The organism is Amycolatopsis ultiminotia, from assembly GCF_039536925.1.
GTDB lineage: Bacteria > Actinomycetota > Actinomycetes > Mycobacteriales > Pseudonocardiaceae > Amycolatopsis > Amycolatopsis ultiminotia.
This window is the reverse complement of sequence record NZ_BAAAZN010000004.1, coordinates 223,266-235,405: the sequence shown is the minus strand read 5'-3', so window position 1 is coordinate 235,405 and position 12,140 is coordinate 223,266. Positions and strand designations below refer to the sequence as shown.

Genomic DNA, 12,140 nt, shown 5'->3' with positions numbered 1-12,140 from the left:
CGGCCGGGTGAACTCCGTCGTGGTGGTCACACCGCACCGCCTTCCGCGACCGAGGAACCCTTGCGGCCGTTACCGGCCAGCGCGCGCCCCACCCGTCGCTGTTCGGCGGCGAGGTCGGCGCGGCGCACGATCTCGTACGCGACGACCACCGACAGCACGATGATGCCCTGCATGATCGTCGCGATCTCCTTGGACACGTTGATCTGTTCCAGTGACACCGCCGAGGTGTCCAGGAAAGCCCACAGCAGCGCGCCGAACGCGATGCCGCCCGGATGGTTGCGGCCGAGCAGCGCCACTGCGATGCCGGTGAAGCCGTACATCTGGGTGGCCGTGATGCCGTAGCTGTAGTCACGGCCGAGCAGCTCCGGCATGGCGACCAGGCCGGCCACCGCACCGGAAAGCAGCATTGCGATCAGCGTCATCTTCTTCGCGCTGACGCCACCCGCCGAGGCGGCCGTCGACGATTCGCCGCTCGCCTTGAGTTCGAAGCCGAACCGCGTGCGGTTGAGCATGAACCAGTAGGCGGCACCGATCACGATCGCGATGAACACGAAGCCGAACAGCGTGCCGGAACCGATCGGGATGCCGGGAATGCGCCCGGACGGCGCGATCTGCCTGGTGCCGACGTTGTTGCCGGTCTGCACGCCGAACTGGTCGGCGTTCACCAGGAACGCGATGATGCCCGCCACGATCGAGTTCAGCATGATCGTGGAGATGACCTCGCTGACGCCGCGGGTCACCTTCAACACCGCCGGGATCGTCGCGTACAGCGCACCGGAGACGATGGCCACCAGCAGGATCACGATGGTGTGCAGCACCGGCGGCAGCTGCAGTGCGCCACCGATGATCGCGGCGACCACCGCGGCGAACCGGTACTGGCCCTCGACGCCGATGTTGAACAGGTTCATCTGGAAACCGATGGCCACCGCGAGACCGGACAGGTAGTAGACGCATCCGAGGTTCACCGTGTCGACCGCGGTCGAGCCCTTGAACAGCTGACCGACCATGGTCCCGTACGCCTGCAGCGGATCGGCGCCGGAGATGATGAGCGCGATCGCCGACAGCAGCAGGGCGAAGACGATCGCGAGCAGGGGCGGCAGCAGCCGCGTGCGCCACGAACTCACTCCGGACTTCACTGGACTTCTTCTCCCTCTCCGGCGGCACCGGTCATCGCGGAGCCGAGTTCCTGCGGGGTCACCGTGGCCGGGTTCGCCTCGCTCACCAGCCGCCCGCGCAGCATCACGCGGATCGTGTCGGACAGCCCGATCAGCTCGTCGAGGTCCGCGGAGATCAGCAGCACGGCGAGCCCGTCCGCGCGGGCCTGGCGGATCTGCTCCCAGATCAGCGCCTGTGCGCCGACATCGACCCCCCGGGTCGGATGCGACGCGATGAGCAGCACCGGATTACCGGACAGCTCGCGTCCGACGATCAGCTTCTGCTGGTTGCCACCGGAAAGCGCGGCCGCGGGCACGTCGATGCCCGGCGTGCGCACGTCGTACTCGCGCACGATCCGCTCGGTGTCCTTGCGGGCACCCGCGATGTCCAGCAGCTGCCCGCCGGAAACCGGTTTGCGCGTCTGGTAGCCGAGGATCCGGTTGACCCACAACGGCTGGGTGAGCAGCAGACTGTGCCGCGTGCGGTCCTCGGCGATGTAGCCGATGCCCGCCTCGCGCCGGGCCAGCGTGCCGAGCCTGACCAGATCACGGGCCTTGCCGTCGGCCTCGGCGAGCTCGAGATGCCCGCCACTGGCCTTGCGCATGCCCATGATCGTCTCGACCAGCTCGGTCTGGCCGTTGCCCTCGACACCCGCGATGCCGAGCACCTCTCCCGCGCGCACGGTGAAGGAGATGTCGTCGAGCACGTTGCGTTCCGAACCCTCGGCCGAGAGCCGCAGCTCGCGCACGCGCAACACCTCGCGGTCGGTCACGGTCGACTCGCGGGTCTGCGGGCTCGGCAACTCGGAGCCGACCATCATCTCGGCCAGTTCGTGGCTGGTGATGCTCTTCGGATCAGCGGTGCCGACCGTGGTGCCGCGGCGGATCACGGTGACCGTGTCCGCGATGGCCCGCACCTCGTCGAGCTTGTGCGAGATGAACAGGAAGGTGTAGCCGTCCGCCTTCATCCCGCGGATCGTGTCGAACAGCGCGTCGACTTCCTGCGGCACGAGCACGGCGGTCGGCTCGTCGAGGATGATGATCTTCGCGCCGCGGTAGAGCACCTTCACGATCTCCACGCGCTGGCGGTCGGCCACGCCGAGTTCTTCCAGCAGCGTGTCCGGCTTCGCGTGCAGCCCGCTCTGCTCGGCCAGCTTCGCCAGCCGCGACCGCGCCGCACGGCCGATACCGTGCAGCCCCTCCGCGCCGAGGAACACGTTCTCCGCGACGGTAAGGTTGTCCGCGAGCATGAAGTGCTGGTGCACCATGCCGATCCCGGTCCGGATGGCGTCCTGCGGGTTGCGCAGCCGCACCTCGGTGCCGTTGATCTCGATGGCGCCCTCGTCGGGCTGCTGCATCCCGTAGAGGATCTTCATCAGGGTCGACTTGCCCGCGCCGTTCTCCCCGCACAGGGCGTGTACTTCGCCTGCGGTCACGGTGAGATTGACGTCGGAGTTGGCGACCACACCGGGGAACCGTTTGGTGATCCCGGTCAGCTGAACGGCCGGGGTACCCCGATCGGGGGCTTCGGCCTCGGTAGCGCTCATCGGAGGGCACATCCCGTTCTGTCGAAACGCGCGAGGGCCCGGAAGGAAGATCCCTCCGAGCCCTGGCGCGTCGGTGTACTACTTCTCCGGCTTGTCCTTGACCTGGACGGCACCCGAGATGATCTGGGCCTTGTAGCCGTCCAGCACGTCCTTGATGTCGTCGACCTTGCCACCGGAGGTGGCGTAGCCGACGCCGTCGACCTTGAGGTCGAACCGCTTCGGGACCGTGGAGAGGTCGTTCTTCGCGGCCGCCTTCAGGTACTCGAAGACCGCGATGTCCACCCGCTTGACCATCGAGGTGATGATGATGTCCTTGTCCGCCGCGACGGTCTTCTGGTTGTACTGGTCGGAGTCGACGCCGATGGCCAGCGCGTCACCGGACTTGGCGGCGTCGAACACGCCCTTACCGGAGGCACCCGCGGCGTGGTAGATCACGTCCGCGCCCTTGGCGATCTCCGCCGCGGCCTTCACATTGCCCTTGGCCGGATCCTGGAAACCGGTGAAGTCGCCGGCCGGGGTGAGGTAGTCGTCCTCGATCTGGATCTTGTCCGAGACCGCCTTCGCCCCCTGCAGGTAACCGGCCTCGAACTTCTGGATCAGCGGGGTTTTCACGCCGCCGACGAAGCCGATGTGGCAGTTCTTGCTCTTGTACGCGGCAGCGACGCCGGCCAGGAACGAACCCTGCTCCTCGGCGAAGACCAGCGGCGTCACGTTCGGCTGCTTGATGGAATCGTCGTCGACGATCGCGAACTTCGTGTTCGGGTGCTTCGGCGCGACAGCAGCCACCGAAGGCGCGTACGCGAAACCGACCGCGATGACCGGGTTGAGCCCCTGCGCGGCCATCTGCTCCAGCCGCTGCTGCTTCGCCGATTCGCTCTCGCTCGCGCTCGCCGTGCTTTCCTGGACCGACGGGACGCCGAGCTCACTCTTCGCCTGGTCGGTTCCGGCGGCTGCCGCGTCGTTGAACGAGGCGTCCCCGCGACCCCCGACGTCGAAGGCCAGTCCGACCTTCAACTTGCTCCCGTCGACCTTGCCGGTGTCCGCGGTGCTGCTCGTGGCCGCGGCGGGCGCGGCAGGCGGCTTCTGCGCGGTGATGCAGTTCGACCCCGAGTTGCTGTCCGATCCGGACGCGTTCTCGTTCTTGCCGGTGTCCTTCGCACACCCGGCCAAGGCGAGTACCCCGGCCATGGTCACGGCGGCCAGCGCGGTTCCACGCATGCGACGCAACGTGTGTCTCCCTCCCCGCTGATCCAGCGGACGCGTCGAACGAACCCGGCGACGGTGTCGGGTTCAACCGCCAGACCGTACCCAACCGCCAGGAAGACGCCATAGCAACGGCACGCTACGTAACACAAACGTTTACTCAGCGGCTCGGTCCGCGACCATTCGTGTACTGAAAGTCACCGACTTGGCCACGCTCCGCATCTTCGATCACCGGAACTCACCCACCCGGACCACCCGGCCAGTGCGGTCGACCTGGTCCGGCCGACACTCAGCGTGTCCACAGTGGACTCGGTGCGGGCCGGCGCGAACCGCGCCGGCCGGCCGCTGCGGCGAGGCCGCGGGACCGGCGCCGGCGTGCTCCAGAACACACCGGCAAGTGGTGGATACCGCTGCCGGTGTCTGGTCCATCACAGAGACGAACCCGGAGGTGAGCCGGGCACCCGGGGCGGGTCTAGCATCCTGTGCATCCACGCTCGCGTGAGCCCCTGAACTCGGCACTGTCGCCGGAGTTGTCCCCAGTGGACCGACCCCGGCGAGTGCGGAGCACACCGGTCACCCGGGCACGACAGTCATGACGTTGGAGGCCGTTCACCGATGTCCACCACGGCGAGCACTGCCGCTGAGCCAGCGGCGGGGGCGAGCGATCGGGCGGGTGCCTCACGCCGGCGGGGATCCTTCTACCGGGGCGACCCCGGTATGTGGTCCTGGGTGCTGCACCGCATCACCGGCGTGCTGACATTCTTCTTCCTGTTCGTGCACGTACTCGACACCGCACTCGTGCGCGTGTCGCCGAACACCTACGACCAGGTGATCGAGACGTACAAGACCCCGCTGGTGAACCTGCTGGAGGTCGGCCTCGTCGGCGCGGTGCTGTTCCACGCGCTCAACGGCCTGCGCGTGATGCTGGTCGATTTCTGGTCGAAGGGCCCGAAGTACCAGAAGACGATGCTGTGGGTGATCGGCGTCGTGTGGGTCGTGGTGATGGTTCCGGGTGCGTTCTTCATGCTCAAGCGCACCGTCGAAATGCTTTTCGGGGGTGCCTGATGGCCGACGCTCTGATTCTCGACAAGCCGCGCTCGCCGCGGCGCCCTGCCGCCCGGCGCAGCAACTTCGAGCTCTACAGCTGGTTGTTCATGCGCATCTCCGGACTGGCGCTGATCATCCTGGTGCTCGGCCACCTGCTGATCATGAACATCCTCGACGGCGGCGTGCACCGGATCAACTGGGGCTTCGTGGCCGGCCGGTGGGCCTCGCCGTTCTGGCAGTTCTGGGACCTGGCGATGCTCTGGCTCGCGGAGATCCACGGTGGCAACGGCCTGCGCACGATCATCGACGACTACGCACGCAAGGACTCGACCCGGTTCTGGCTGAAGATGGTCCTCTACGTGTCGATGGTGCTGATCCTGGCCGTGGGCACGATGGTGATCTTCACCTTCGATCCCGAAATGCCCGCCACCTGACGGCGCACCCACCACAGCGCTCTTCCACAACGCAGCGGAGCCCCACTATGCAGTTCCACAAGTACGACGTGGTGATCGTCGGCGCCGGCGGCGCCGGGATGCGTGCGGCCATCGAATCCGGCCAGCGCGCCCGCACGGCGGTCCTCACCAAGCTCTACCCGACCCGGTCGCACACCGGCGCGGCACAGGGCGGCATGTGCGCCGCACTGGCCAACGTCGAAGAGGACAACTGGGAATGGCACACCTTCGACACCGTCAAGGGCGGTGACTACCTGGTCGACCAGGATGCCGCGGAGATCATGGCCAAGGAAGCCATCGACGCCGTCCTCGACCTGGAGAAGATGGGCCTGCCGTTCAACCGCACGCCCGAGGGCAAGATCGACCAGCGCCGGTTCGGCGGGCACACGCGTGACCACGGCAAGGCCGCGGTCCGCCGCGCCTGCTACGCCGCGGACCGCACCGGGCACATGATCCTGCAGACGCTGTACCAGAACTGCGTCAAGTACGGCACCGAGTTCTTCAACGAGTTCTACGTGCTCGACCTGGTCACCACCGAGGGCGAGGACGGCAACCCGGTCGCCTCCGGCGTCGTCGCCTACGAACTGGCCACCGGCGAACTGCACGTGTTCCAGGCCAAGTCGATCGTGTTCGCCACCGGCGGTGCGGGCAAGATCTTCAAGACCACCTCGAACGCGCACACCCTCACCGGTGACGGCCTCGGCATCATCTTCCGCAAGGGCCTGCCGCTGGAGGACATGGAGTTCTTCCAGTTCCACCCGACCGGTCTGGCCGGCCTCGGCATCCTGATCTCCGAGGCGGTCCGCGGCGAGGGCGGCATCCTGCGCAACGCCGACGGCGAGCGGTTCATGGAGCGCTACGCCCCCACCATCAAGGACCTCGCACCGCGCGACATCGTCGCCCGCTCGATGGTCCAGGAAGTACTGCAGGGCCGCGGTTGCGGGCCGAACAAGGACTACGTCGTGCTCGACGTGACGCACCTTCCGGTGGAGGTGCTGGAGACCAAGCTGCCGGACATCACCGAGTTCTCCCGCACCTACCTCGGGGTCGACCCGGTCAAGGAACCGGTGCCGGTGTTCCCGACCTGTCACTACGTGATGGGCGGTATCCCCACCAACATCCACGGCGAAGCGTTGCGCGACAACGAGCACGTGATCCCCGGCCTGTACGCGGCGGGTGAAGTGGCCTGCGTGTCCGTGCACGGTTCGAACCGGCTGGGCACCAACTCGCTGCTGGACATCAACGTGTTCGGCCGCCGGGCGGGCATCGCCGCCGCGGAGTACGCACTCGCCCACGAGCACGTCGAGCTGCCGGAAACCCCGACCACACTGGTCGAGCAGCAGCTGGAGCTGCTGCTGTCGGAGCACGGCGACGAGCGCGTTGCCGACATCCGCAAGGAAATGCAGCAGACGATGGACTCGCACGCGTCGGTCTACCGCACCGAGGACACGCTCAAGCAGGCGCTCACCGACATCCAGTCGCTCAAGGAGCGCTACACCCGGATCACCGTGGCGGACAAGGGCAAGCGGTACAACACCGACCTGCTCGAAGCGGTCGAGCTCGGCTTCCTGCTGGAGCTGGCGGAGGTGCTCGTCGTCGGCGCGATCGCGCGCAAGGAGTCGCGCGGCGGCCACGCCCGCGAGGACTACCCGACCCGCGACGACACGAACTTCATGCGGCACACCATGGCCTACAAGCAGGGCGAGGGGCTGTCGTCCGACATCCGGCTTGACTACAAGCCGGTGACCTTCACCCGCTACGAACCGATGGAGCGGAAGTACTGATGACGACGGCCACCCCGGAAGCCGAGGCCGCTTCCGAAACCCACACGCCGATCCAGGTCACGCTGAAGATCCTGCGGTTCAACCCGGAGATCGACCAGGAGCCGCACTGGGAGTCCTACGACGTCCCGGCGCAGCCGACCGACCGGGTGCTGAACCTGCTGTTCTACGTCAAGGACTACGTGGACGGCACGTTCGCCTTCCGCCGCTCGTGCGCGCACGGCGTGTGCGGGTCGGACGCCATGCAGATCAACGGGATCAACCGGCTGGCCTGCAAGGTGCTGCTGAAGGACCTGCTGGAAAAGAACGGCAAGAAGACCGAGATCAGCATCGCCCCGATCAAGGGCCTGACGACGTTGAAGGACCTCTACGTCGACATGGACCCGTTCTTCGAGGCGTACCGGGCGATCAAGCCGTACCTGATCACCTACGGCAACGAGCCGACCCGCGAGCGGATCCAGTCACAGGCCGACCGCGACCGCTTCGACGACACCACCAAGTGCATCCTGTGCGCCTGCTGCACGTCGTCGTGCCCGGTGTACTGGAACGACGGCTCGTACTTCGGCCCGGCCGCGATCGTCAACGCGCACCGCTTCATCTTCGACTCGCGTGACGACGGTGCCGAGGAACGCCTGGACATCCTGAACGACGGCGAAGGCGTGTGGCGCTGCCGCACCACCTTCAACTGCACCGACGCCTGCCCCCGTGGCATTCAGGTCACGAAGGCGATCCAGGAAGTGAAGCGGGCCCTGCTGTTCAAGCGGGTCTGACGGATTTCTCGCGAACCGGCCCTCGCCCCCGCTCGACACGGGGCGAGGGCCGGTTTTTCGGCCGGCCGGTCAGTGCACCGCGTCCAGCGCGTTCACCAAGCCGTGGCCGTAGTAGGAGTTGTTCCGCGCCGGGCCGGTGCATTCCTGCACCTCGCACGCCACCGGATCGGCCTCCGCACCGAGCAACGTGCTGAGCAGCTGCGGCGGGGCGAACGGGAACTTCGACGCCAGCAACGCCGCGACCCCGGCCGCGTGCGGGGACGCCATCGAGGTGCCGCACATCGTGCCGTAGCCGCCGTCGAACACCGTGGACAGCGGGCAGCCCTGGCCCTGTCCTTCCGGCGGTAGCTGGGCGAAATCACCGCCGGGGGCGGTCACGCTGACCGCGCCGTAGTTGGAGAACGACGACTTCGTGCCCGCGTAGCCGACCGACGACACCGTGACCACGCCGTCGATGGCCTTCGGCAGGATGCCGCACGAAGCGTCGATCGGATGCGGACGGTTGGGGTCGGTGGTCTGCTTCGTGACGTCGAAACCGGAGTTGCCTGCCGCGGCGACGTTCAGCGTGCCGTGCTGCTTCGAGTAGGTCACGGCACGGCGGACGGCTTCGTACGCGGCCGCGTCACCCGGCTCGTTGCTGCAGTAGAACATCCCGGGGTCGATGTAGTAGCTGTTGTTCGTCACCGCGAAGCCGTGCTGACCGGCCCACACGAAACCGCAGACGGCGGCCTCCGGGAAGATGTAACCGTCGTCGTTCACCACCTTCACCGAGGCCAGCCGGACGCCCGGCGCGATACCGGTGAACCCGCGTGCCGGGTCCTTGCCCGCGATGGTGCCTGCGACGTGTGTGCCGTGTTCGGAGTTGGTCGGTGCCCAAGCCGCCGCGGAGGTGTCCGCGGCGCCGGTGACGCAGCCGGCCGACGAACGCGCGTCCACCGCGTGCGTCAGTGCCGGGTGCTTGGCGTCGATCCCGGAGTCCAGTACGCCGACGGTGACCCGCGACGAACCCTCGGTGATCTTGTTCGCCTCCGGCGCGTGGATGGCCCGCATGTCCCACTGCTGTGCCGACAAGTCGTCTCCGGCAGCGCGGCTCTGCGTCTGCTCCAGCGCGCCGACCGCCGAACGCTGACCGGAACGGGCGGCGGCTTGCGCGGCCACGTCCTTGCCTCCCGAGTACGCCCGCAGCACGCCGATCCGTTCGGCGAAGTCCGCGTTGCGTGAGCTGGCGACGGCCACGCCGATCTCCGGGTAGTACGCCACTCGCGTACCGCACTTGGCGCCGAGCTCGTCGTCCACCGAGCGTTGCGACGCTCCCGGCTGGTAGAGCACTACGTAGCTGTACGGCGTGCTCGTGGTGTCACACGACGGCGCGGGCGCGGCGGAAGCAGGCGCGGTCACCGCGCCGGCCGCGATCCCGGCAAGCGTGACGGGAATGAGCAAGCGACGGATACGGGACATTCCACCTCCATGGTCGGTGGGCGCAACGTTAGGCAGCCTGCCGACTGCCCGCCACCGACCAAAGGACGGTCACTGCATCAGGTGGCGGAATCCCCCGCGGAAGCCCGCTCGCGGGCGGTGGCCCGCACTCCGCGCCAGCCGAGCACGCCGATGGCCGTGCCGAGCACGAAGGAAACGACGGTGAGCACGGCGTGCACGATGAAGTACGCGGTGGGCGAACCGTCCGCGGCCCAGGACTGATCGCTCGCCCAGAGGTTCTTGGCGAACGTGATCCAGATGATCCACGACCACACCCCGAAGGCGAGCAGGAACATCGCGGCACCTCGCGAAATACGCATGTCCCGAGTATGCCGCCGCCGCGACGGCGCTAGCCTGCGTGGGTGCACAACGCGTTCCCTCGGTCGCGGCGGGTCCTCGCCTCGGCCCTCACCGCCGGTCTCCTTGCCGTCGCCGCGCCGGCCGTCTTCGCGGTACCGGCGCAGGCCCAGCAGTGCGCCGACCGCGCCGCGCCGCCTGCTCCGGTGGACACCTCGGAGCAGCCGAAGCCCGGCCAGGCCGCGCCGGCGCCGTTGCCGGTCCCCGCACAGCCGGTCGGCGGCCAGCGGCTCGGCGGCTGCGGCGTGGTTCTGCCCGTCGGCGCGCTGAACCCGCCGGACGGCGACACTGCGGCGTCCTGGGTGCTGCAGGACCTCGACAGCGGCGACGTGCTTGCCGCCAAGGACCCGCACGCGCGCGAGCGGCCGGCGTCGCTGATCAAGACCCTGCTGGCGCTCGTGGTCGTCACCGAGATGCACCCGGACCAGGTCGTGGTGCCGACCAAGGAGGACGCCGAGCAGGAGTGCACCTGCGTCGGGATCACCGCGGGCGCGCAGTACACGGTGGACCAGCTGATGCACGGACTGCTGATGCATTCGGGCAACGACGTCGCGCACGCGTTCGCCACCGCGCTCGGCGGCGTGGACGTGGCCGTGGCCAAGATGAACCAGCTTGCCGCGCGGATCGGCGCCACGGACACCCGTGCGGCCACGCCGTCCGGGCTGGACGGGCCGGGCATGTCGACCTCGGCCTACGACCTGAGCACGATCTTCCACTACGCGATGAAGCAGCCGGAGTTCGCGCAGGCGGTGGGTACGAAGGCGTACACCATCCCGGCGATCGGCGGGAAACCGGCGATTCCGGTCTACAACGACAACAAGCTGCTCGGCGTCTACCCCGGTTTCCTCGGCGGCAAAACCGGGTTCACCGACGACGCGCGGCACACCTACGTCGGCGCCGCCCAGCACGAGGGGCGCAGGCTCGCCGTGGTGATGATGCGTGCCGAGCAGCAGCCGAGCAGGGTGGTCGACCAGGCCGCGAAGCTGCTCGACTACGGCTTCTCGCTGGAGAACGACCACGCGGCGCCGGTGGGCCGGATCGTCTACGAACCGTCCGCGACCGCACCGTCGGCGCCGCAGGCAAACGGGAACGTGGCCGCCGCCGGCGGCACCTCGTCGGCGGCACCCGCGAAACCGGACCCGTTCGGCACCACCGGCTGGGTGCTGACCCTGGTGGTCGCGGTGATCATCGTGGCCGGGTTCGTGCTAGGGAACCAGCGGAAGAAGCGGCCACAGCGCTGAGCCGCGTCAGCCCTTGCGCCGGCCGAGCCAGCCGAGCAGGGCGCCCGCGCTGAACACCCCCGCTGCCGCACCCACGCCGAAGCCGCGTTGCACGGTGACGCGCGGCTCCAGCAAGACCGGGGCAGGCGGCCGCACCACGCGGCGCTGGTTCTCGCGTGCGGTGGCCGTCCACGCGGTCACCATGAGCAGGAACCGGGACACCAGGTTCGCGAACACCAGCAACCCGATCACCGGGCCGAAGATCGCGGCCGACGGGGACTTCGTCACGCTGGCGAGGTAGACCGAAGCGACCTGTTGCAGGATCACGAATCCCACGGCGGCGATGATCGCGCCCTTCACGGCGCTGCGCAGCGCCACGTGCTCGCGCGGCAGCCGCGCGATCACCCAGAGGAACACCAGGGTGTTCGCGATCAGCCCGAGCACGATGGTCGCGACGTGCAGCAGGAACACCGCCCAGCTCTCGTTCTCCAGGCCGACCAGCTCCAGCAGCAGGTTGCCGATGCCGCTGCCCGCCGCGGTCAGCGCGAACGAGACGACCAGCGCCAACCCGAGCCCGACCAGTGACAGCAGGTCCTTGATCGTGGTGGTGACGAACGGCTGCTGCTTCTTCTCCTGCCCCCACTGCGCGGTGAGCGCGTCACGCAGGTTCGCCATCCAGCCGACGCCGGAGTAGAGCGCCAGCAGCAGGCCGAAGATCCCGATCCCGCTGCCGGAACTGAGCGCGCTGTCGGTGATCTGCTGCACCAGGCCCTGCAGGCCCTCCGGTACGGAGCTGTCGATGCCCTGTTTGATCTGGTCGATCACCGCCTGGTTCTTCCCGAGCACGATGCCCACGATCGCGAACGCGACCATGAAGATCGGGAACACCGACAGCACGCTGAAGTACGTGATGGCGGCCGCGTAGTGGTTGCCGTAGTGCTCGCCGAAGGAGTCGTTGGCGCGGATCAGGTGATCCAGCCACGGGTACTTCCGCCGCAGCCGGGGCAGCAGCTTTTCCTTGTCACCGGTCTCGTTCGCCACCGTGAAACGCTAACGACGCCCGCCGCCGCCCGCCACTCGAACGTGCCCGGGGTGGTTACTGCTGGTGGAGCTTCGCCAGTACCTTCTGCGTG

The 12,140-nt window shown here is 68.1% G+C and carries 11 protein-coding genes; 5 read left to right on the top strand and 6 right to left on the bottom strand.

Translation table 11 applies throughout. The annotated features are described in order from the left end of the window. Nucleotides 1–26: 26 nt before the first annotated feature. The 3 genes from ABD793_RS11530 to ABD793_RS11520 all read right to left on the bottom strand — a co-directional run bounded on the left by ABD793_RS11530 (nucleotide 27) and on the right by ABD793_RS11520 (nucleotide 3,919). Nucleotides 27–1,124 (bottom strand): ABC transporter permease, encoded by a 1,098-nt coding sequence (locus tag ABD793_RS11530; RefSeq protein ID WP_344859194.1) that lies wholly within the window; start codon nucleotides 1,122–1,124, stop codon nucleotides 27–29. An 8-nt stretch (nucleotides 1,125–1,132) separates the two neighbouring features. After that, nucleotides 1,133–2,701, bottom strand: coding sequence for an ABC transporter ATP-binding protein (locus ABD793_RS11525; RefSeq protein ID WP_344858588.1), 1,569 nt, complete (start codon nucleotides 2,699–2,701; stop codon nucleotides 1,133–1,135). Between the two features lie 78 nt (nucleotides 2,702–2,779). Beyond that, nucleotides 2,780–3,919 (bottom strand): BMP family lipoprotein, encoded by a 1,140-nt coding sequence (locus ABD793_RS11520; protein WP_344858586.1) that lies wholly within the window; start codon nucleotides 3,917–3,919, stop codon nucleotides 2,780–2,782. A 600-nt stretch (nucleotides 3,920–4,519) separates the two neighbouring features. Between ABD793_RS11520 and sdhC the strand changes: the two genes are divergently transcribed. From sdhC to ABD793_RS11500, 4 genes are read left to right on the top strand one after another with little or no spacing between them, the layout of a single operon-like run. Then, nucleotides 4,520–4,969: a succinate dehydrogenase, cytochrome b556 subunit gene (sdhC, locus tag ABD793_RS11515; RefSeq protein ID WP_344858583.1), complete on the top strand. Its 450-nt coding sequence runs from the start codon at nucleotides 4,520–4,522 to the stop codon at nucleotides 4,967–4,969. Continuing rightward, nucleotides 4,969–5,385 carry a succinate dehydrogenase hydrophobic membrane anchor subunit gene (locus ABD793_RS11510; protein ID WP_344858581.1) on the top strand — a complete coding sequence of 139 codons (417 nt, stop codon included), beginning with the start codon at nucleotides 4,969–4,971 and terminating at the stop codon, nucleotides 5,383–5,385. The genes sdhC and ABD793_RS11510 overlap by 1 nt, the downstream gene beginning before the upstream one ends. Nucleotides 5,386–5,432: 47 nt before the next feature. Continuing rightward, on the top strand, nucleotides 5,433–7,187 hold the full coding sequence (gene sdhA, locus ABD793_RS11505; RefSeq protein WP_344858579.1) for a succinate dehydrogenase flavoprotein subunit: 1,755 nt from the start codon (nucleotides 5,433–5,435) through the stop codon (nucleotides 7,185–7,187). Then, nucleotides 7,187–7,954 carry a succinate dehydrogenase iron-sulfur subunit gene (locus ABD793_RS11500; RefSeq protein WP_344858577.1) on the top strand — a complete coding sequence of 256 codons (768 nt, stop codon included), beginning with the start codon at nucleotides 7,187–7,189 and terminating at the stop codon, nucleotides 7,952–7,954. Before sdhA ends, ABD793_RS11500 begins: the two co-directional genes overlap by 1 nt. 69 nt (nucleotides 7,955–8,023) lie before the next feature. Here the strand turns inward: ABD793_RS11500 and ABD793_RS11495 are convergent, their stop codons facing one another. Next, complete coding sequence (locus tag ABD793_RS11495) at nucleotides 8,024–9,412, bottom strand: S8 family peptidase (RefSeq protein WP_344858575.1); 1,389 nt, start codon at nucleotides 9,410–9,412, stop codon at nucleotides 8,024–8,026. 77 nt (nucleotides 9,413–9,489) lie between these two features. Beyond that, nucleotides 9,490–9,750 (bottom strand): SCO4848 family membrane protein, encoded by a 261-nt coding sequence (locus ABD793_RS11490; protein ID WP_344858572.1) that lies wholly within the window; start codon nucleotides 9,748–9,750, stop codon nucleotides 9,490–9,492. Nucleotides 9,751–9,792: 42 nt separating this feature from the next. Between ABD793_RS11490 and ABD793_RS11485 the strand changes: the two genes are divergently transcribed. After that, nucleotides 9,793–11,028, top strand: coding sequence for a D-alanyl-D-alanine carboxypeptidase family protein (locus tag ABD793_RS11485; protein WP_344858570.1), 1,236 nt, complete (start codon nucleotides 9,793–9,795; stop codon nucleotides 11,026–11,028). 6 nt (nucleotides 11,029–11,034) lie between these two features. On the opposite strand, the gene ABD793_RS11480 is transcribed toward ABD793_RS11485, so the two are convergent. Further along, nucleotides 11,035–12,048: a YhjD/YihY/BrkB family envelope integrity protein gene (locus tag ABD793_RS11480; protein ID WP_344858568.1), complete on the bottom strand. Its 1,014-nt coding sequence runs from the start codon at nucleotides 12,046–12,048 to the stop codon at nucleotides 11,035–11,037. Nucleotides 12,049–12,140: the final 92 nt, after the last annotated feature.